We start from the raw sequence: 20,600 nt of genomic DNA, 5'->3' as shown, positions 1-20,600 counted from the left end.
TCGTCGTGAAAGTCTTTGATTTCGTTGGAGTTCTTACATCGTGGGGGCGCCTCCAGGCACGGGCCGGAGCAAACGCGGGCATTTCCTGCGCGCGGCTTTGCCGTGCCTTGCGCTGACCGCCCTCGGAAGCGCGCCGGCGGCCGCCCAGAGCCTCACGCCCGACCTGTTCAATCCCAACCGCGGCGGCTTTGCCGCGCCCGACACGCTGCCGACGCGCCGCACGGCGGGCGTGCCGCAGGCGCCGTTGGATGCGCTCCCGGCGCTGCCCGATCCCAATGCCGATCCGCGCAAGCGCCAGCAGGCGCCGGCGACCTCGCGCGTCGGCCAGGTGCCGACCTACGGCCTGCCGGCCGCCAACGGCGCCAGCGGCTCCGGCTACGACTCGCTCAACCGCAAGCGGCAGCAGCCAAAGCTCTATCCCGGGCAGCCGAAGCCGAAGCGCCCGGTCGGACCCGGCTCGCCGGTGCCGCCGGCAACGCCGGACAGGACGCTCGGGCCGCCGCGCATCGCGCCGCCACCGTCGGAAACCGCAAACAAGGCGCCGGTGCCGCGGGCGATGGCGGGCACCGTGCCCGGCCAGCCGCTGCGCCGCCGCCTCAAGGCCGACGACGATGCGTTCGGCGCGGTCGGCGACTATGCCGGCAGCTTCCTGATCAAGGGCGGGCTCGAGCTCTCGGCCGGCTACGACACCAATCCGGCGCGCCTGAACAAGCCGGTCGGCTCGCCGGCCTATGTCGTCGCGCCCGATCTTCTCGTGATGTCCGACTGGGAGCGCCACGCGCTGGTCGCGGATCTGCGCGGCTCGTTCTCCGGCTACACCAACAACATGCCGGCGACGATCGACGGCTTTGCCTCGCCGTCGCCGGTCGAGATCGACCGCCCCGATTTCACCGGCCATGTCGACGGTCGTTTTGACGTCAGTCGCGACCTCAAGCTCACCTCGCAGTTCCGGCTGCGGGTCGCGACCGACAATCCCGGCAGCCCGAACGTGCAGGCGGGCCTGCAGAAATATCCGATCTACGCCAGCTATGGCGGCACCTTCGGCTTCGACCAGACCTTCAATCGCTTCCAGGTGGCCGCCGGCGCCACCGTCGATCGCACCGCCTACACCGATTCCAAGCTGACCGACGGCTCGACCTTCAGCAACGACGACCGCGACTTCAACCAGTATGGCGGCATCGGTCGTTTCTCCTACGACCTCAAGCCGGGGCTGAAGCCGTTCGTCGAGATCGAAGGCGACAGTCGCGTGCACGACCAGCCCGCCGACCGCAACGGCTATTTCCGCGATTCATCGGGTGGCTACGCCAAGGTCGGCTCGAGCTTCGAGTTCTCGCGCATCCTGATCGGTGAGATCTCGGTCGGCTATACCGCGCGCAACTATGTCGACCCGCGCCTCAGCCAGCTCGCGGGCTTCCTCACCGCGGGCTCGCTGATCTGGAATGCGAGCGGCCTGACCACGGTGAAATTCGCCACCGACACGCAGATCGCGGAGTCCACGGTCCCCGGCTCCTCCGGCGTGCTGGTGCACACCTACGGGATCGAGGTCGATCACGACTTCCGCCGCTGGCTCACCGCCGTCGGCAAGTTCACCTACGGCACCTACGACTACCAGAACCAGAATCGCAACGACAAAACCTACTCGCTCGAAGGCAATCTGATCTACAAGCTCAACCGCAACATCTGGATCAAGGGCACGCTGCGCCACGACATCCTGAACTCGAACCAGCCGGGGTCGAGCTCGCAGGGGACGGTGATGTTGGTGGGGGTGAGGTTGCAGAACTAGAGGCGGTGAGCACGTGGATTGACGCGCCATCTTGCAGCTTGCTCAACAGTCATGCCCCGGCTTGACCGGGGCATCCAGTACGCCGCGGCCTCTCAGTAGGCGACAGCTGTCTCGGAATACTGGATCGCCCGCTTTCGCGGGCGATGACACCTTTCGTAAATCTGGCAGCGGAGCGAGAACCTACCGCGGCAAATCCGTTTTCCCCATCAGGAACGTGTCGATCGACCGCGCACACAGCCGGCCCTCGCGGATCGCCCACACCACCAGCGACTGGCCGCGGCGCATGTCGCCGGCGGTGAACACGTTCGGGCGCGAGGTCTGGTAGTCGAGCGTGTTGGCCTTGACGTTGCCGCGCGGGTCGAGATCGACCGAGAGCAGCTTGAGCAGGCCCTCGTGCACGGGATGGACGAAGCCCATCGCGAGCAGGATGAGCTCGGCATCGAGCTCGAACTCGGTGCCGGCGATCGGCTTGAACTTGTCGTCGACGCGCACGCAGTGCAGCTTCTTGACCTTGCCGTTCTCGCCGGAAAACTTCTGCGTCAGCACGGCGTATTCGCGGATCGCGCCTTCGGCCTGGCTCGACGAGGTGCGCATCTTCAAGGGCCAGTTCGGCCAGGTCAGGCCCTTGTTCTCGCGCTCGGGCGGGGCGGGCATGATCTCGAGCTGGGTGACCGAGAGCGCGCCCTGGCGCAGCGAGGTGCCGATGCAGTCAGAGCCGGTGTCGCCGCCGCCGATGACGACGACGTGCTTGCCGCCGGCCAGGATCTCCTGGACGCCGCCGAGCGGCTCCTCGGAGACGCGGCGGTTCTGCTGCGGCAGGAAGTCCATGGCGTAGTGGATGCCTTGAAGATCGCGGCCGGGGATCGGCAGGTCGCGCGGGGCTTCCGCGCCGCCGGTCAGCGCGACCGCGTCGTAATCGTTGAGCATCTCGCGCGGGTCGACATTGCCGTCAGCGCCGACATGACTGTTGTAGTGGAAGGTGACGCCTTCGCCTTCCATCTGCTTGACGCGGCGGTCGATGACGCCCTTCTCCATCTTGAAGTCGGGGATGCCGTAGCGCAGCAGGCCGCCGGCCTTGGCGAACTTCTCGAACAGATGCACGTCGTGGCCGGCGCGCGCAAGCTGCTGCGCGCAGGCCATCCCGGCCGGACCCGAGCCGATCACCGCGACCTTCTTGCCGGTCTGGACGGCCRCCACTTCCGGCTTCAGCCAGCCATTGTCCCAGGCGCGGTCGACGATCGCGCATTCGATGGTCTTGATGGTGACGGGGTTGTCGTCGATGTTGAGCGTGCAGGACGCCTCGCACGGCGCCGGGCAGATGCGGCCAGTGAACTCCGGGAAATTGTTGGTCGAGTGCAGGTTGCGCGAGGCCTCTTCCCAATTGCCCTGATAGACGAGGTCGTTGAAGTCGGGGATCTGGTTGTTGACCGGGCAGCCGGGCGTGCCGGGCGCCACCGAGCCGGTGCCGTGGCAATAGGGGATGCCGCAATTCATGCAGCGCGCGGCCTGGTCGCGCGTTTCCTTCTCGGTCAAGGGAACGACGAACTCGTTGTAATGCTTCACGCGCTCGGCGACCGGGGTGTACTTGCGGTCATGCCGTTCGATTTCGAGAAAACCCGTGATCTTGCCCATTAAACCCGAAGTCCCTGCCGCTTAAATTCGTCTTCTCTCTAGCCAGACCCTCATCCTGAGGAGCGACGCACTGGCGCCGCGTCGCGAAGGATGAAAGGCCCCGCTGGTGACCTCATGGTTCGAGACGCAGCTATCGCGCTCCTCACCATGAGGGCTTATCGCTCTACGCGCCGATCGCGATTTTCGGCTCGGCGTCCGCGTTGGCGGCCATTTCGCGCAGCGCGCGCCGGTATTCGACCGGCATCACCTTGCGGAATTTGGGCAGCCAGTCCTTCCAGTTGGCAAGGATGTCGGCGGCGCGCTTGGAGCCGGTCGCTTTGGCATGGCGMGAGATCAGGACGTGCAAGCGCTCGACGTCGGAGTCGAGCAGGTTCTTGAACACGTCGACCCGGCCGTGCGCCTCGAGGTCACCCGAGTGGTTATAGGTGCCGGCGTTGATCAGCTCTTCCGACAGCACCGGCTCGAGCTCGACCATCGACATGTTGCAAAGCTTGTCGAAGTCGCCGGTCTCGTCGAGCACATAGGCGATGCCGCCGGACATGCCGGCCGCGAAGTTGCGCCCGGTCTTGCCGAGCACGACCACGATGCCGCCGGTCATGTATTCACAGCAATGATCGCCGGCGCCTTCGACGACCGCCACCGCACCCGAGTTGCGCACAGCGAAACGCTCGCCGGCGACACCACGGAAGTAGCACTCGCCCTGGATGGCGCCATACATCACCGTGTTGCCGACGATGATGCTCTCTTCCGGCACGATACCGCTGTTGGCGGGGGGCTTGACGATGATCTTGCCGCCCGAGAGGCCCTTGCCGACATAGTCGTTGGCTTCGCCTTCGAGCTCGAAGGTGACGCCTTGCGCCAGCCACGCGCCGAACGCCTGGCCGGCGGTGCCCTTGAGGCCGACATGGATGGTGTCGTGCGGCAGGCCGGCATGACCGTAGATCTTGGCGACCGCGCCCGACAGCATCGCACCCGCGGAGCGGTTGGTGCTGTTGATCCTGGCCTCGATCTTCACCGGCGCGCCGCGGTCGAGCGCAGGCGTAGCCTTCTCGATCAGCGTGCGGTCGAGCACCGCTTCCAGATGATGGTTCTGGCGCTCGGAGTGATAGATCTTCTGGCCCTTCTCTTCCTTCTGCTTGACGAACAGCTTCGAGAAATCGAGGCCCTTGGCCTTCCAGTGCGCGACCAGCCTGGTCTGGTCGAGCAGTTGAACCTGGCCGATCATCTCGTTGAAGGTGCGGAAGCCGAGCGATGCCATGATCTCGCGGACTTCCTCGGCGACGAAGAAGAAGTAGTTGATCACGTGCTCGGGCTGGCCGGTGAAGCGCTTGCGCAGGACGGGGTCCTGGGTCGCGACGCCGACCGGGCAGGTGTTGAGGTGGCACTTGCGCATCATGATGCAGCCGGCCGCGATCAGTGGCGCGGTGGCGAAGCCGAACTCGTCGGCCCCTAAAAGCGCGCCGATCACGACGTCACGGCCGGTGCGGAACCCGCCGTCGACCTGGACCACGATGCGGCTGCGCAGCCGCTCGCGCACCAAGGTCTGGTGGGTTTCGGCAAGGCCGATCTCCCACGGTGAGCCGGCATGCTTGATCGAGGTCAGCGGCGAAGCGCCGGTGCCGCCCTCGAAGCCCGCGATGGTGACATGGTCGGCGCGTGCCTTGGCAACGCCGGCGGCGACCGTGCCGACGCCGATCTCGGAGACCAGTTTGACCGAGACGTCGCCCGTCGGGTTGACGTTCTTGAGGTCGTAGATGAGCTGCGCCAGATCCTCGATCGAGTAGATGTCGTGATGCGGCGGCGGCGAAATCAGGCCGACGCCCGGCGTCGAGTGACGGACCTTGGCGATGGTCGCGTCGACCTTGTGGCCGGGCAGCTGGCCGCCTTCGCCGGGCTTGGCACCCTGCGCCATCTTGATCTGCATCATGTCGGAGTTGACGAGATACTCCGTGGTGACGCCGAAGCGGCCCGAGGCGACCTGCTTGATCGCCGAACGCATGGAATCGCCGTTCGGCATGGGCTTGAAGCGGTCGGCTTCCTCGCCGCCTTCGCCGGTGTTCGACTTGCCGCCGATCCGGTTCATGGCGATCGCGAGCGTGGTGTGCGCCTCGCGCGAAATCGAGCCGAAGCTCATCGCACCGGTGGCGAAGCGCTTGACGATATCCTTGGCCGGCTCGACCTGGTCGATCGGGATCGGCTTGCGCTTCTCCTCGTCCGCGTTCTTGATCCGGAACAGGCCGCGCAGCGTCAGCAGCCGCTCGGACTGCTCGTTCAGGATCTTTGCGAAGGCGCGGTAGCGTTCCAGCGAATTGCCGCGAGCGGCGTGCTGGAGCAGCCCGACCGACTCGGCGGTCCAGGCATGATCCTCGCCACGGCTGCGATAGGCATACTCGCCGCCGACATCGAGCGCGGTCTTGTAGACCTGCGCCTCGCCGAACGCGTCGGCATGACGGCGCACCGCTTCTTCCGCGATCTCGGCAAGGCCGACGCCCTCGACACGGGTGTGGGTGCCGGCGAAGAACTTGCCGACGAAGTCCGCCTTGAGGCCGACGGCGTCGAAGATCTGCGCGCCGCAATAGGATTGGTAGGTCGAGATGCCCATCTTGGACATCACCTTGAGCAGGCCCTTGCCGATCGACTTGATGTAGCGCTTGACGATCTCGTAATCGTCGAGCGAGCCGGGCAGGCGGTCCTTCATCGCGATGATGGTTTCGAACGCCAGATAGGGATTGATCGCTTCGGCGCCGTAGCCGGCCAGGCAGGCGAAGTGATGCACTTCGCGCGGCTCGCCGGATTCGACGACGAGGCCGACCGAGGTACGCAGTCCGACGCGGATCAGATGATGATGCACGGCGGCGCAGGCCAGCAGTGCCGGGATCGGCACCCGGTCGCTGCCGACCATGCGGTCGGACAGGATGATGATGTTGACGCCCTCGCGGACGGCGGCTTCCGCACGCGCGCAAAGCTCGTCGAGCACCTGGTCCATGCCGGCAGCACCGAGACCGGCGTGGAAGGTGGTGTCGAGCGTGCGCGACTTGAAGTGCGACTCGGCCACATCGGAGATCGAGCGGATCTTTTCGAGATCCGCATCGGTCAGGATCGGCTGGCGCGCTTCGAGGCGCTTGGTGGTGGCGAGGCCTTGCAGGTCGAACAGGTTGGGCCGCGGTCCGATGATGGAGACGAGGCTCATCACCAGCTCCTCGCGGATCGGGTCGATCGGCGGGTTGGTGACCTGCGCGAAGTTCTGCTTGAAATAGGTGAACAGCGGCTTGGCCTTGTCCGACAGCGCCGAGATCGGCGTGTCGTTGCCCATCGAGCCCGCGGCTTCCTCGCCGGTGGAGGCCATCGGCGTCATCAGGATGGAGATGTCTTCCTGGCTGTAGCCGAACGCCTGCTGGCGATCGAGCAGCGACAGGTTGGAGCGCACGCCGGTGGTCGGCACCTTCGGCAGCTCTTCCAGCACGATCTGGGTCCGCTCCAGCCACTCCTTGTAGGGATGGCTCCGGGCGAGCTCGGCCTTGATCTCGTCGTCCGGGATCAGGCGGCCCTGCTCGAGGTCGACCAGCAGCATCTTGCCGGGCTGCAGCCGCCACTTGGTGATGATCTGGTCCTCGGGGATCGTCAGCACGCCCATCTCGGACGCCATCACGATGCGGTCGTCCTTGGTCACGAGATAGCGCGCCGGCCGCAATCCGTTGCGGTCGAGCGTGGCGCCGATCTGGCGGCCGTCGGTGAAGGCGATCGCGGCGGGGCCGTCCCACGGCTCCATTAGCGCGGCATGATATTCGTAGAAGGCGCGGCGCTTCTCATCCATCAGGGGATTGCCGGCCCACGCCTCCGGAATCATCATCATGACGGCGTGCGGCAGCGAGTAGCCGCCCTGCACCAGGAATTCGAGCGCGTTGTCGAAGCAGGCGGTGTCCGACTGGCCCTCGTAGGAGATCGGCCAGAGCCGGTTGATGTCCTTGCCGTAGAGCTCGGAGCTGACGGAAGCCTGGCGCGCCGCCATCCAGTTGGTGTTGCCGCGCAGCGTGTTGATCTCGCCGTTATGCGCGATCATGCGGTAGGGATGCGCCAGCGACCAGGCCGGGAAAGTGTTGGTCGAGAAGCGCTGATGCACCAGCGCCAGCGCGCTCTCGAAGTCCGTCTCATGCAGGTCGGGATAGTACTTACCGAGCTGGTCGGCGAGGAACATGCCCTTGTAGATCACGGTGCGGCACGACATCGAGCAGGGGTAATAGCCCGCAAGGCCGCGATCGCGGCGCTGGTAGATCGCCTGCGAGATCGACTTGCGCAGGATGTAGAGCCGGCGCTCGAAATCGTCCTCGGTCTTGGCGGTGCCGTTGCGGCCGATGAAAACCTGCATGCAGGCGGGCTCGGTCGGCTTCACGGTGACGCCGAGCGAGGAATTGTCGGTCGGCACGTCGCGCCAGCCGAGCAGGGTCAGGCCCTCTTCCTTGATCTGGTCGGCGATGATGCTCTTGATGACGTTGCGCCAGGCGGTGTCGCGCGGCATGAACAGCGCGCCGATGGCGTATTCGCCCGGAGCCGGCAACGTGAAGCCGAGCTCCCCGGCCTTGCGGCTGAAGAAGGCGTGCGGGATCTGTACCAGGATGCCGGCGCCGTCACCGGCGCGCGGGTCGGCGCCGACGGCGCCGCGATGCTCGAGGTTGCAGAGGATGCTGAGCGCGTCCGCGACGATCTCGTGGGACTTCTTGCCCTTGATGTTGGCGATGAAGCCGACGCCGCAGGAATCCTTCTCCAGGCTCGGATCGTACAGACCTACAGCCGGCGGGCGCGAATTGTGTTCCTGAATCGGATCAGTCGTTTTCGAGGCGACCGTCGCCGACAGTTCTTCTGCCACGATGTTTGCGCGCTCGAATTGCGACCCGTTCATTGTTCCAATCCTCTCCATGCGGCAAGCTGCCTCACCGCTATCTTCGGCGCACCTTGGGCGTTCCGCGGCACCCGCCTCTGGGTCACCGCTCGTCCGCTGCGAGCCGCATTTTCTTAAATTCAGGCCAAGGCGTTCTTCGTCCCCGAGAACGGCTTTGCCTGTTGCCTTCCTGGCGCTCGAAAGCACCGACTTTCGTTGCAATCCGTATGCCGGAACTGCAAGCAAAATTGAGACAGTCTTCCTGTCCTAACCATCACCTTGCCAAATTTTTGTCTATCACACAAGCGCGCGGAAGTCCCGATTCCCAGAGTGTCAATCAGCGCTTTCCGCATGGCACGCGGCCCCGGTTTTGAAGCAAACGCGCCCTGATCCGGCCCTGCCGACGCCGAAATCCCGAATGAAGCTTCGGATCAGCCCTTCGAAAGGCGCGCCACGCCGCAAGAAGCGAAAGAGCGCGAGGCATTCGGGGGCCTGACAGGAGCGTGTCGACCATGAAGTTTTTCACAGGATGTGTGGCCGCTGCCACGCTGGCGCTGGTGGCGACGGCCGCCGAGGCACAAGTTCCGGCCAACGGCGCTGCGCGGGGCGCCTATATCGCGGTCTCGGATTTCGACGGACCCTATGGGCCGCCGGAAGCCGCGCCGCCACCGCCGCCGCGTTACGGCTATGGCTATGGCTACGAGGAGCGTGGCCCGGCGCCGGCGCTGCTGCCGTCGATCGAGGTCTACGCGGTGCTGCGCGACAACGGCTTCTCGCCGCTCGGCATCCCGCGCCTGCGCGGCAGCGTCTACACCATCGCGGTGATCGACCGCCGCGGCGACGACGGCCGGCTGGTGATCGATGCCCGCGACGGGCGAATTTTGCGCTTCATGCCGGCCGCTGACGCCTTCGGCATGGCCCCCAGTGATGAGGTGCCGACGGTTGCACCTTACCGTCCGCAAAGCGCGCTGCCGCCGCCGACCATGGTCCGCGGCGGTCCGCCGCGTCCACCGGCCTCCATCCCCCATGTCGCCAGCCGCACCGTGCCGCTGCCGAAGGCCGCCCCGCGCCGCGGCGAGGCGCCCGTCGCCGCCGCCAAGCCGGCCGCGCCAGCTCCGCAGCAGGCACAAGCGCCGCAGGCGCAGCCCGCCCAACAGACCGCTGCCGTGCAGGCAAAGCCCACTGAAGCCGCACCTCAAACCGCCGCGCCAACCGTCGGTCAGGCCAAGCCGGCTCCGACGATCATGCCGACGCAGGAGATGCCGGCGGCGCAGGGGCTGGACTAGCGCGCGCTCGCTTGACGCGACTGCGCGCCACGCGCTGGACGGAGACCTGAGCAAAAAAGCGCCCGAAAAGCTCGGGCGCTTTTTCATTGCGGCGATCGCGCGCTCAGCTGCGCGGATACCCCGCGGCTTCCAGGATCAGATTCGCCACGTCCTTCGGATGCGACACCAGCGAGAGGTGGCCGGCATCGAGCTCGATCGTGGTTGCGTTCATGCGCTTGGCGAGGAAGCGTTCGAAATCCGGATTGATGGTGCCGTCGTTCTTCGACACCGCGTACCAGCTCGGCTTGGTGTGCCATGCAGCTTCCGTGGTGCGGCCGGCGAAGATCGAGGCGGCCGTCGGCCATTGCACGGCGTACAACTCCTTGGCCTGCTCCGGCTTCACGCCATTGGCAAAATACTTCAGGAAGGCGTCTTCCGAGAGTTTTGTGTAGCCGTCGCGCTCGACGATGCCGGCGCGGGCCGGGCCTGCCGGAAACTGCTTCGACAGCGCGACGAAGTCTTCGTTCGCATCGGGCGCGCGTGCGGCGACGTAGACGAGGCCGGTGACCTTCGGGTCGTTACCGACCTGGCTGATGACAGTGCCGCCCCAGGAATGCGCGACCAGCACGGTCGGACCGTCCTGTTCGGCCAGCGCGCGCTTGGTCGCCTCGACGGAGTCCGCAAGCGACGACAGCGGATTTTGCACGGCGGTGACGTGCAGGCCCGCGGCCTGGAGGATCGGGATCACCTCCGACCAGCTCGATCCGTCGGCCCAGGCGCCGTGCACCAGCACGACGTTCTTGGCTTTCACCGTCTGCGGCGTCTGCGCGTGAGCGAGGCTGATGGGGGCCGCCAGCAGGCTCGCGGCGACGAAAAGGTTGCGCCAAAGTGACATGATCGTGCTCCGTATTGTTTTTGCTGCGATGCCCAAAGGACGGAGCGCGTGGTCGCGGCGTTACCTGTCCTCACCGTTCTGTGATGCGATGCAAAACGAAAAAAACGCCCCGGGGCACCGGGGCGTTTTCGCAACTTGGCGGCTGTCGACGTGCCTAGGCGGCGACCGAGCTCTCGATCACCTGCGCCTTCGGCGCGCTAGAGTTGATGGCGATCTGGCGCGGCTTCTTGGCTTCGGGAATCTCGCGCACGAGGTCGACGTGAAGCAGCCCGTTCTCGAGCGAGGCGTCCTTCACCTGCACGAAGTCGGCAAGCTGGAAGGCGCGCTCGAAGGCACGCGCGGCGATGCCGCGGTAGAGCACTTCGGACTTCGAGTTCTCGTTGGCGACTTTCTCGCCCTTGATCGTCAGCGTGTTTTCCTTCGCGACGAGGGAGAGCTCGTCCTTGGCGAAGCCGGACACCGCAACCGTGATGCGGTAGGTGTTCTCGCCGGTACGCTCGATGTTGTAGGGGGGATAACCGGGGCTGCCGTCCGAACCGGCCTGGTCGAGCAGGCTGAAGAGGCGGTCGAAGCCGACGGTGGAACGGTAAAACGGAGTCAGGTCGTAGCTACGCATGGTCTAGTCCTCCATTGAGCGACTGTTGGTAACCCGCCCGCCAATCGGGCCGGGCTTTAGTCTGTGTGCAGCCTGATGTTCCGGTTCCGAAACACTGGTAGCGGCCTGCACCATGGTGATATGGGTTCAGGGGAACGGCGTTCAAGAGGGCGGCAAGTTGCGCCTTTTCGGCGCTCCAGCCCCTTGATTTGCAGCATTTCTCGCCCAATGACGCTGATCTCGATTCCGTCCAATCCCGTTCCCGAAGACGTCGTCAGCGGCACCATCAAGACGCCCGATGGCGCCGAGCTGCGCTTTGCGCGCTGGGCGCCGCCGGCGAACCGCAAGGGCACGGTCTGCGTCTTCACCGGACGCAGCGAGCAGATCGAGAAATATTTCGAGACCGTGCGCGACCTGCGCGACCGCGGCTTTGCGGTGGCGATGATCGACTGGCGCGGGCAGGGCCACTCCTCGCGCCGCCTGCGCGATCCGCGCAAGGGCTATGTGCGCGACTTCTCCGATTTCGAGATCGACGTCGAGACCTTCGTGCAGCAGGTGGTGCTGCCGGATTGCCCGCCGCCCTTCTTCGCGCTCGCCCATTCCATGGGCGGCACGGTGATGCTGCGGGTGGCGCATGCCGGCAAGCGCTGGTTCGACCGCATGGTGCTGTCGGCGCCGATGATCGACCTGCCCGGCCGCGCCACCTCGTTTCCGGCGCGGGCGCTGCTGAAGACGATGCGCCTGATGGGGATGGGCGGTCGCTATGTCCCCGGCGGCAGCGACCACATCACCGGGCTCAATCCCTTCATCAACAATCCGCTGACCAGCGATCCCGTGCGCTATGCGCGCAATGCTGCGATCCTGGAGGAGGATCCGACGCTCGGGCTCGCATCACCGACGGTCGCCTGGGCCGATACCGCCTTCCACGCCATGAACACCTTCAAGGGCAAGAACTACCCTTCCCAGATCCGCCAGCCGATCCTGATGCTGGCGGCCTCCAGCGACACCGTGGTCTCGACCGCGGCGATCGAGGAGTTCGCCTATCATTTGCGCGCCGGCTCCCATCTCGTGATCGCCGGCGCCAAGCACGAGATCCTCCAGGAGCAGGACCGCTACCGCTCCCAGTTCTGGGCCGCCTTCGACGCCTTCGTGCCGGGCACGCCGCTGTTCAAGTGAAGGGGCGGAAGCTTCCTGAGGACGGCTGATCGTTCTACAATCTCCGTCATGCCCGGGCTTGTCCCGGGCATCCACGCCTTGCTGCGCGATCAAAGAACGTGGATGGCCGGGACAAGCCCGGCCATGACGATGAACCTTCTCAGCCTCACAGCGTCTTCAGGTACTCGATCAGGTCGTAGCGCTCTTGCTCCTTGAGCACGCGGCCGATGGTGCCGTCCTTGCCGGGGCCCGGCGTGCCATCGAACGAGTGGCCGGCATTGCTGTTGCCGAAGGTCTCGGTGCCATCAGACGCTCGCGTCGAGAAGCGCGACTGCCCGGTCTTGCAACTCTCGCCGTCGACGACCGCGAAGCCGACCTGCTTCGGATCGTAGTCGCGACCACCACCCATGCAGAACGATTTGGGGCGCTCGGCCGCGGGGCTCAGCATCCAGTAGAGCGAGGGCACCGATCCGTTGTGCAGGTAAGGCGCGGTGGCCCAGACGCCGTTGAGCGGGCGCGCGCGATACCAGGGCGGCGGCTCCTTCGCCTCGGCCGGCTGCGGACCGGGATTCGGGCAGTTTTTGCGCTCGCCCCACCAGGCCTGCTGAACCTTCGGGTCGATCTTCGCATCGTCCATCGCTTTGCGGCTGACGATGTCGACGAGCACCATCAGCCCGACCGAGTACGGCATGTCGGTCGAGGAGATAGCCGGCAGATTGCAGCTCCACCAGGCATTGAGCTTCTGCGTGGGATCGAGCTCGAGAAAGCCCGGTACCTGAACCGTCCGCGTCGCCAGCACACTGGCCTGAGCGGGATCGGTCCCCATGCCTTTGACGCTTTTCTGGACCTCGTTCAGGAATTTGTCTTTGCCGATGGTCTCCCAGCGCGACGAGGACCAGATGCTCTGGTCCGGAAACTCGGTGTCGAACACGGGATCGTTGACCGGCCCGAGATGGCATTCGACGCAGATCTGCGCGTAGAGCTTGCGGCCGTTCTTGACGCGCTCGCCATCGATCTTCCAGGCATTGTCGCCGAAGATGTCCGACGGCCATTTCGGCGATGTCAGTCCGGAGAGCTGCTTTTTCGGATAGGGCGCCGACCCCTTCAGCAGATCCTCGATCCAGTTCAGATTCTTGATATCCATCGACGAGCGGAACAGCGTGTCCTTGGGGGTATTGTCGGACAGATTGAGCAGCGCCGTCACGCCCAGGGCTTCGCCGGCGTTGCGGATCAGCGGTTGTTCGATGGACGCGTCATACTGCGCGAATTTGAGCCAGGGCACGGTCCAGATCGGCGGGAAGCTGACCGGCGCGTCCTTGGCATGCAGATTCTTTTCGAAGCCGCTGAGGCCGCTGAGCGTCATGTCCTGGGCGAAGACCTGATTGCCGATGCGGTTGAGCGCGTCGAGACGGCCGTATCCTTCCTCGGTGTCCTGCTGCTTCTCTTCCCGCTTCGTCTTCTCATTGAACCTCGTCTTGCCGTCGATGGTTTTCGCGTAGGTCTTCTCCCAGTCGATCAGGAACGTGCTGATCGTGCGCAGCTTCTGCTTCAGCGCATCGCGATCCGCATCGCTGGCGGAGGGGCCGAGCACACGGTCGGCGAAGCGGGTAAAGCGACCCGGCACGAGCAGCGTGTAGGCGATCGACAGACCCGTCGTGACCTCGAGCTTCCTCAGGTCGGTCATCGCAGGGCCGCCGTCGAAACGGATGTCGATGCCCTTGTAGTGAATCTGGCCGGTGTGGCAGGCGGCGCAGGTCAGGCCGATCCGGTCGTCGCCGACCTGGCCGGTCGCAGGATCGGGTACGCCGGTCATGCGCGCAAAGCCGACGGGCAGGCCGTCGACGTTTTCGGCCTGGGTGCCCCAGTTAACCGGCGGATCCCAAAGTCGCGCCGGCACCGGCTTCGTCTTGTCGTAGACATTGGCGTAGCCGAACCGGCGCAGCGTGGCGTCGTCGGTGTTGATCGTCTGCGGGCTCGGGATGAAGCCGAAGCGCTGCAGATGGTCGCTGTCATGCAGCATCCCGGGCTTTGCGAAGAAATGAAGCCGCGGCTGCTCGAGCGCCATGAACCAGCTATAGGGCACCGGGAAGGTCGCGGTGCCCTGGCTGGCGTGATGAAACCAGTGCCGGTCCTCCAGCGCCCAGTTTTGCTCGAGCCAGTACGCGGCCCGGGGTTCGACAAGCTTCGGCAATGGCGGCGCCACGAGGTCACCGAGGATGCCGGGCAGCATCGGCTGGAATTGATCGGGAAAGTGCAGCGCCACGACTCCAAAGACGAGCAGCGCGGCGACTAACCCGCCGGCAACGCGCAATATGAGTGAGGGCGGTTTGACCGGCTGGCTGACGACTCGCTGCGTGATCCTCTCAGGGAATTTGCGCTCATTGAACAGCGTACGCACGTCGGCGATGGCGAGATAGCGGTTCTCGCCTTCGCCCTTGCCCATGATCTTCAGCAGGATGGGCCATTCGAACTGCATCAATATCCGGTAGTACCAGCGCGCAGCGCTCCCGGCGCGCTTGAGATTGTCGCGCATGTAGGTTTGTATTTCCGACGCGTTGATGCCGGGCTCGGTGCCGCCGCCGTTCGGATCGGTATAGTCCCTGCCGAAGCTGGCCAGGCGGGCGATCTGATCCTCGTTGACCTTGCCGTCGACGCCGAGGATGCGCGAACCGGCGCCGCGCTTGTCCAGGGGGCCGCCGCGCAGCGCATCGAGCTGTGCGCCCGAAAAGATGCTCTTCAGGATGTGACCGAAGCCGTTGGCGATCAGCGCGATGCCGTGGGTCTCGACGCGGGCCACCGTCTTCATCAGCCCCTTGTCGCCGCTCGCATTCGCGATCGTCTGCGATAGCTTGCCGATCGGGACGGTCCCGCCGTCGACGAAACCTTCGCCGACCAGGCCGCGCAGGAAGGGGCAGGGATTGTCTGGCGAGACCTGGATCGAGGGATCGAAGGGAGGCTTCGAGGCGGGGTCGTTCATGGCCCAAAATCCTGAAAACAGCGAATCGTGAAATGAAGACGCGCCGATAGAGCGCGGAAAGTCCTAACAAACCGACAGCAGCTTATACTACTTCAGCGTGTAAAGAAGTGTGGCTGAATTCACGGTCGTGTCAATAAAAGCCGACGCGAGGTTGCGAAGGGACTGGGTCGGGACCGAGAAGGCCCGCCTGTCAGGACTCGGCCGCGCGTTTGACGTCGCTTTGCACCAGGGTCAGCTTGCTGAGCGGCACGCCCGCGTTCAGAAGCCCCTCGCGGTAATGGGCAAGGTCCTCGGGCCGCTTCCAGTGGAAATTGCGCAAGTGACGATCGACATTCAGCGTCGGGTAGTTGCGCATCAGCACGCCGACGGCCTCGCCAGCCTCATCGTCCCGACCCAACTGTGCCAGCGCCGCGGCACGGATCGCCAGCGCCTGCATGTGGTTCGGGTTGATGTAGAGCTGCTCGCGCGCCCAGGACAGGGTCGCGTCGTATTGCCCCAGCAGATAATGGCTGAAGGCGTTCAGCGCGGCCCATTGGTAGCGCGGGTCGCTGTTGTCGCGCTGCGCGGCCATCGAAAACAGCTCGATCGCCTCGCGGTGCTCGCCGATGACGAAATGGCAGATGCCGAGCACGCCGCGTGCGCCGTTGTCGTAGGGGTTGAGCGCGACCGCGCGCTTGGCGGCGTCCATCGCGGCCTCGTAATGCGCCTCCATGGCATGCGCCCAGGACAGGATCGAGAAGGCGAAGGAGGAGCGCGGGTCGAGCCGGACGCTGGTCTCGGCGAGGGCCATCGCCTCGGCCCACATCTCGCGTGTGCCCTTGACCCACCCGAACTGGATGCTCTGGATCTGGATCGTGGCGAGATAGGCGTGCGCGATCGACAGTTTGGGGTCGAGGCTGATGGCTTCGCGGAACAGGTCGACGGCGGTGGCCAGGTCCTCCTTGGTCTGCCGGTAGTAGTGCGACAGCCCCTTGAGGAAGCGGTCCCAGGCGGTCACGTCGGTGGAGAGCCGCGCCGGCGCCGAGGCCTCCGCCCGGACGATCTCGGTGGCGATGGCGGYGGACAGATTGGTGGTGATCTCGTCCTGCATCGCGAACAGTTCGCCGATGTCGCGGTCGTAGCGGCCGGTCCAGAGCTGCTCGCCGGTCTCCGGCGCGACCAGCTCGGCGGTGACGCGGATCTTGGCTCCGGCGCGCCGCACCGAGCCCTGGATCAGATAGGTGGCATCGATCTCGCGCGCGATCAGGCGGGTGCTGGTGTTCTTGCCCTTGAACGCGAAGGTCGAGTTGCGGCTCAGCACGCGATAGAAGGATTGCAGCGACAGCGCGTGGATCAGATCCTCGGTGAGGCCGTCGGAGAAATATTCGTCCTGGGCGTCGCTGAGATTGGCGAAGGGCAGCACGCCGACGATCGCTGTGCGGTACTGCTGCGACAGCACCGACGCCTCCCGCAGCTCGGGCGCGAGCGCCGGCGCACCCTCGGGCATCCAGGTCCAGACCCCGATCGGGTCCTTGATGTTCTTGAAGCGATGGTTGCCGGCATCGACCAGCAGCGCGGTCAGGTGCTTGCTCGCCTCCCGGTAGGCCTTGGCCGAGATGGCGAAGCCGCCGGGGCTCGCCACCGCTTCGAGGCGGACGGCAATGTTGACGTCGTCACCGAATACCTCGTCCTCGTCGGCGATGACGTCGCCCATGTGGATGCCGAGGCGAAACTGCATGGCGCGCTCGGCAGGCAGGTGATGGTTGCGCTCCGCCATCAGCGTCTGCATCGCGATCGCGGCCTCGACGGCGCCGACGATGCTCGGGAACTCCAGCAGGAAGCCGTCGCCGGTGTTTTTGACGACGCGGCCGCCATGGTTGAGGATGATGGGATGGATCGCGCTGCGATGGGCCTTAAAGGCGGCATGGGTGCCGGCCTCGTCGCTGCCCATCATGCGCGAATAGCCGGCGACATCGGCGCAGACGATGGCGGCCAGACGTCTTTCCATAGTCCGGAGCTCCAAGGGATCGATGACCGGCCCCCGCGTGGCAGTCGCCTCGAATCCCGCATTTCCAAGAACCCTGCCTTTATAGAGCAGATAAGGCCGAGCGAAAGCATGATCCGCATTGCAAATTTGAGGTAAATTCTCCGCAATCCTGGCGGTGGACGGCGGCGGCCGAACCGAATAAGCCCGCCTTTCAAGGCTGACGGGGGCACCTCACATGCTGGGCATTCACGAGATCTGGCTCTTCATCCTGTCGGGCATATTGCTCAACATCACGCCCGGCCCGGACTCGGTCTACGTGATCGGCCGCAGCATGCAGATGGGCTGGCGGGGCGGCGCCGCGGCCGCGCTCGGCATCAGTTTCGGCTGCTTTTTCCACGTTGCGGGCGCGGCAATCGGCCTTTCGGCGCTGCTGATGGCCTCATCGACCGCCTTCTCGATCCTGAAGCTGGTCGGCGCGGCCTATCTCGTCGTGACAGGACTTCAGATGCTGTGGTCGCGCCCGGCGCTGGCCGCAGCCATCGACGAGCCGGAGCGGAGCCCGCTGCGGCGGGTCTTCCTCCAGGGCGTCTTCACCAACGCGCTCAATCCCAAGGTCGCGCTGTTCTTCCTGGCCTTCCTGCCGCAATTCGTCGCAGCCGATTCCCCGTACAAGCCGCTCGCCTTCCTGACGCTCGGCCTGATCTTCATCTTTACGGGAACGTTGTGGTGCCTCGTGCTGGCGGCGTTCGCGGCAAGGGCGGCCCACCGGCTGCGCAAGTCTGAGGGCGCGATCGCCTGGGTGAACCGCGCGCTCGGCGGCCTCTTCATCTATCTCGGCATCCGCGTCGCCATGCTGGAGACGCGATAACTCATTCGAACGGATGACTGGTCCGGCATGCAGTCGGCCCGATAGAGGCCGCGCGGGGAGGTTTCGATGGTTGGTGGAAGCTGCCTATGCGGCGTCGTGCGTTTCGAGATCGATCAGGTGCGTGCGCTGACGCATTGCCATTGCGCCAATTGCCGCAAGCTGACCGGTGCGGCCTTTGCCACCTACGCCCATGTCGATGCCGACAAGTTTCGCTTTGTTGCCGGCGAGGACATGACGGTGGCTTACGAATCCGCACCGGGGAGCTTCCGCCATCGCTGCAAGACCTGCGGCTGCCTGACGCCGGGCAAGGCGAGTTATCTGCCGACCGTCAGCATTCCCGCCGGCCTGCTCGATGACGATCCCGATGTCAGGCCCCGCCTCCACGTCTTCACCTCGTCGCGCGCACCGTGGTGGACGATCCAGGACGATCTGCCCCAGCACGAAAAATGGGTGCCGGGATACGAACCCAAATCGTAGGCCTCAGGCGAACTCCTTCAGCAGCGCGCTGCCCGCGAGATAAACGCCGAGCAGGATCATCGCGATCAGGAACCAGCGGCGAAACGCTTCCGCCGGCATCCGCGCCCGCACCGACTGGCCGACGAACATGCCGGCAAAGGCCATGGCCATGCCCACGGCGCCCGGCACGGCATTCGCCGGCGTCAGCAAGCCGCCGGCGGTGAGATTGAAGGCGAGCGCCAGCGTCGCCGTCGTGAAGAACACGCCGAGCGCCTGCACCAGTTCGTCCTTCTCCATGCCGATCGCCTGCATGAACGGCATCGAGGGGATCACCTGCACGCCTGTCGAGGCCGAGATCACGCCGGTGATCACGCCGACCACGCCGCCGACCCATTTCTCGTTCTGCGGCGCGACGTGGAACTTGAATTTGCTGAGCCCGATGATCGCGTAGATCACGAGCAGGATTCCGAGCACGATCGTGCCGTAACGGGCATGCGGGCCGGTCAGCGCGCCGGCATTGAGCCAGCATCCGATCACGGTGCCGATCATCAGCGGCCACAGCCGCCTCAGGATGTCGCGCAGATAGGGGCCGGCGAAGGTCTGCCAGATATTGGTGACGATGGCGGGCACGATCACGATGGCGATCGCGCGGGTCGGCGCCATGTTCACCGCGAGCAGGCCCATGGACACGGTCGGCAGGCCGAGCCCGACCACGCCCTTGACGAATCCGGCGATCAGGAAGACGGCGGCGATGAGGATGAGGAGCGGGTCGATGATCATATCTTGCACATTGACCGAAGCCGCGCGCCGGCACAATCTGGAGGTTACGGAGACAGCCTTCGTTCCTGGCGGAGGCTGAGGAGAATCCAGCCATGCGCTTCGACCTCGTCGACCTCCAGCTCTTCATCGCGGTCGCCGACCAGCGCAGCATCACCCGCGGCGCCGAGCGATCGAATCTCGCCTTGGCCTCTGCCAGCGCGCGCATAAAAGGGCTCGAGGACGCGCTCGGCGTCGCGCTGCTCAAGCGCGGGCGGCGCGGTGTCGAGCTGACTGCGGCGGGCGAGAGCCTGCTCGATCATGCACGGGTCGTGATGCACCAGGTCGACGCCATGCGCGGCGATCTTGCCGGCTTTGCCAGCGGCGTGCGCGCGAGCGTGCATTTTCTCGTCAACACCTCGGGGCTGTCGGAGCATCTGCCGAAGGCGCTGGCGGGCTTCCTGCGCGAGCATCGCGACGTCGCCATTGACATCGAGGAGCGCGAGAGCACCGATATCGCGGCAGCAATCACCGCCGGTGCCGCCGATCTCGGCTTTGCCGCCGAGCACGCGCTCCCTGATCATATCGAGCGCTTCGTCTTCAGCGAGGACCACCTGACGCTGGTGACGTCCAGGCGCGGTCCGTTCGCCGGCCGCCGCCAGATCGATTTCCAGGAGGCGAGGGATTGCGAATTCGTCGGACTCACCAGCGCCACTGCGCTCCAGATGCACATTTCGAAGCACGCCGCCCGGCTCGGCATGCGTCCGCATTACCGTGCGCGTCTGCGCGATTTCGACGCGATCTGTCAGATGGTCGCCGCTGACGTCGGCATCGCCCTGGTGCCGATATCCGCCGCCCGCCGCTGCGCCAAGCTGATGCCGCTGGCCATGGTCCGCCTGCGCGATGCTTTCGCCAACCGCAAGCTCGTGATCTGCGCCCGCAGCTTCAAGGCGCTGCCAAGGCCGGCCAAGATGCTGGTGGAGCATTTGCGGGCGGCGGCGGTGTAAGAGGCCTGTTGATGTGAGCCTGCGCTGCGGCCGTGCGCACAACTGCGCTCCCTCCCCCCTTGCGGGGGAGGGCGGGGGAGAGGGGTGGCCCAGGAAAAGGTATCGCTGTCGCGAAGAAGAGAGATCGATGGAGTCCCCGTGTGGACCCCTCTCCCTAACCCTCCCCCGCAAGGGGGGGGAACGCACCTACCTCGTGGCGGCGTCACGACTCAAGCCGTTGATCACTTCGCCGTTTCGACGCCGGCGTCCTTGATCACCTTGGCCCACTTCTTCGTCTCGTCCGCGATGAAGCTGCGAAAATGCTCCGGCTCGTCGCCGATCAGCGTCGCGCCCTGGGCGGCGAGCTTTTCCTTTACGGCCGGATCCGCC

General features: G+C 65.4%; 13 protein-coding genes and 1 pseudogene. 6 read left to right on the top strand and 8 right to left on the bottom strand.

The annotated features are described in order from the left end of the window. The first annotated feature begins 40 nt into the window (after positions 1 to 40). Positions 41 to 1,783, top strand: a complete 1,743-nt coding sequence (locus AC1DW2_RS37945; protein WP_477008551.1) for an outer membrane beta-barrel protein — start codon at positions 41 to 43, stop codon at positions 1,781 to 1,783. A 180-nt stretch (positions 1,784 to 1,963) separates the two neighbouring features. On the opposite strand, the gene AC1DW2_RS37940 is transcribed toward AC1DW2_RS37945, so the two are convergent. Then, positions 1,964 to 3,415 carry a glutamate synthase subunit beta gene (locus tag AC1DW2_RS37940; protein ID WP_477008550.1) on the bottom strand — a complete coding sequence of 484 codons (1,452 nt, stop codon included), beginning with the start codon at positions 3,413 to 3,415 and terminating at the stop codon, positions 1,964 to 1,966. A 163-nt stretch (positions 3,416 to 3,578) separates the two neighbouring features. After that, the gene (gene gltB / locus AC1DW2_RS37935) at positions 3,579 to 8,312 is read right to left on the bottom strand and encodes a glutamate synthase large subunit (protein ID WP_477008549.1); all 4,734 of its coding nucleotides are present in this window, start codon (positions 8,310 to 8,312) and stop codon (positions 3,579 to 3,581) included. A gap of 491 nt (positions 8,313 to 8,803) precedes the next feature. Here gltB and AC1DW2_RS37930 point away from each other — a divergent pair, with 491 nt between their 5' ends. After that, positions 8,804 to 9,577 (top strand): hypothetical protein, encoded by a 774-nt coding sequence (locus AC1DW2_RS37930; RefSeq protein WP_477008548.1) that lies wholly within the window; start codon positions 8,804 to 8,806, stop codon positions 9,575 to 9,577. A gap of 103 nt (positions 9,578 to 9,680) precedes the next feature. Here AC1DW2_RS37930 and AC1DW2_RS37925 read toward each other — a convergent pair whose 3' ends face one another. Beyond that, positions 9,681 to 10,451, bottom strand: a complete 771-nt coding sequence (locus AC1DW2_RS37925) for an alpha/beta fold hydrolase (RefSeq protein WP_477008547.1) — start codon at positions 10,449 to 10,451, stop codon at positions 9,681 to 9,683. 154 nt (positions 10,452 to 10,605) lie between these two features. Beyond that, positions 10,606 to 11,067, bottom strand: coding sequence for an Hsp20 family protein (locus tag AC1DW2_RS37920; protein WP_477008546.1), 462 nt, complete (start codon positions 11,065 to 11,067; stop codon positions 10,606 to 10,608). 207 nt (positions 11,068 to 11,274) lie between these two features. On the opposite strand from AC1DW2_RS37920, the gene AC1DW2_RS37915 reads away from it, so the two are divergent. Then, on the top strand, positions 11,275 to 12,222 hold the full coding sequence (locus AC1DW2_RS37915; protein WP_028148092.1) for an alpha/beta fold hydrolase: 948 nt from the start codon (positions 11,275 to 11,277) through the stop codon (positions 12,220 to 12,222). A 145-nt stretch (positions 12,223 to 12,367) separates the two neighbouring features. On the opposite strand, the gene AC1DW2_RS37910 is transcribed toward AC1DW2_RS37915, so the two are convergent. Then, the gene (locus tag AC1DW2_RS37910; RefSeq protein ID WP_477008545.1) at positions 12,368 to 15,178 is read right to left on the bottom strand and encodes a di-heme-cytochrome C peroxidase; all 2,811 of its coding nucleotides are present in this window, start codon (positions 15,176 to 15,178) and stop codon (positions 12,368 to 12,370) included. Positions 15,179 to 15,368: 190 nt separating this feature from the next. Next, positions 15,369 to 17,165 (bottom strand): adenylate/guanylate cyclase domain-containing protein, encoded by a 1,797-nt coding sequence (locus AC1DW2_RS37905; protein WP_477008544.1) that lies wholly within the window; start codon positions 17,163 to 17,165, stop codon positions 15,369 to 15,371. Between the two features lie 214 nt (positions 17,166 to 17,379). On the opposite strand from AC1DW2_RS37905, the gene AC1DW2_RS37900 reads away from it, so the two are divergent. Further along, a complete protein-coding gene (locus AC1DW2_RS37900) occupies positions 17,380 to 18,012 on the top strand; it encodes a LysE family translocator (protein ID WP_477008543.1) in 633 nt (210 codons plus the stop codon). Between the two features lie 66 nt (positions 18,013 to 18,078). Next, positions 18,079 to 18,489 carry a GFA family protein gene (locus AC1DW2_RS37895; protein ID WP_247315740.1) on the top strand — a complete coding sequence of 137 codons (411 nt, stop codon included), beginning with the start codon at positions 18,079 to 18,081 and terminating at the stop codon, positions 18,487 to 18,489. Positions 18,490 to 18,492: 3 nt separating this feature from the next. On the opposite strand, the gene AC1DW2_RS37890 is transcribed toward AC1DW2_RS37895, so the two are convergent. After that, a complete protein-coding gene (locus AC1DW2_RS37890) occupies positions 18,493 to 19,245 on the bottom strand; it encodes a sulfite exporter TauE/SafE family protein (protein WP_477008564.1) in 753 nt (250 codons plus the stop codon). A 95-nt stretch (positions 19,246 to 19,340) separates the two neighbouring features. On the opposite strand from AC1DW2_RS37890, the gene AC1DW2_RS37885 reads away from it, so the two are divergent. After that, the gene (locus AC1DW2_RS37885; protein WP_071909428.1) at positions 19,341 to 20,231 is read left to right on the top strand and encodes a LysR substrate-binding domain-containing protein; all 891 of its coding nucleotides are present in this window, start codon (positions 19,341 to 19,343) and stop codon (positions 20,229 to 20,231) included. Between the two features lie 221 nt (positions 20,232 to 20,452). Here the strand turns inward: AC1DW2_RS37885 and AC1DW2_RS37880 are convergent. Beyond that, a pseudogene (locus AC1DW2_RS37880) lies at positions 20,453 to 20,600 on the bottom strand (tripartite tricarboxylate transporter substrate binding protein); the annotation flags it as partial.

It is taken from the genome of Bradyrhizobium sp. P3_C3, from assembly GCF_056402655.1.
Note: the sequence above shows the minus strand (reverse complement) of the source record. Positions and strands in the feature narration are given on the sequence as shown.

Excerpts from the sequence above, each read along its gene's own strand:
- AC1DW2_RS37930 (WP_477008548.1), top strand. The coding sequence starts at position 8,804 with ATGAAGTTTTTCACAGGATGTGTGGCCGCTGCCACGCTGGCGCTGGTG.
- AC1DW2_RS37925 (WP_477008547.1), bottom strand. The coding sequence starts at position 10,451 with ATGTCACTTTGGCGCAACCTTTTCGTCGCCGCGAGCCTGCTGGCGGCC.
- AC1DW2_RS37920 (WP_477008546.1), bottom strand. The coding sequence starts at position 11,067 with ATGCGTAGCTACGACCTGACTCCGTTTTACCGTTCCACCGTCGGCTTC.
- AC1DW2_RS37915 (WP_028148092.1), top strand. The coding sequence starts at position 11,275 with ATGACGCTGATCTCGATTCCGTCCAATCCCGTTCCCGAAGACGTCGTC.
- AC1DW2_RS37910 (WP_477008545.1), bottom strand. The coding sequence starts at position 15,178 with ATGAACGACCCCGCCTCGAAGCCTCCCTTCGATCCCTCGATCCAGGTC.
- AC1DW2_RS37900 (WP_477008543.1), top strand. The coding sequence starts at position 17,380 with ATGCTGGGCATTCACGAGATCTGGCTCTTCATCCTGTCGGGCATATTG.
- AC1DW2_RS37895 (WP_247315740.1), top strand. The coding sequence starts at position 18,079 with ATGGTTGGTGGAAGCTGCCTATGCGGCGTCGTGCGTTTCGAGATCGAT.
- AC1DW2_RS37885 (WP_071909428.1), top strand. The coding sequence starts at position 19,341 with ATGCGCTTCGACCTCGTCGACCTCCAGCTCTTCATCGCGGTCGCCGAC.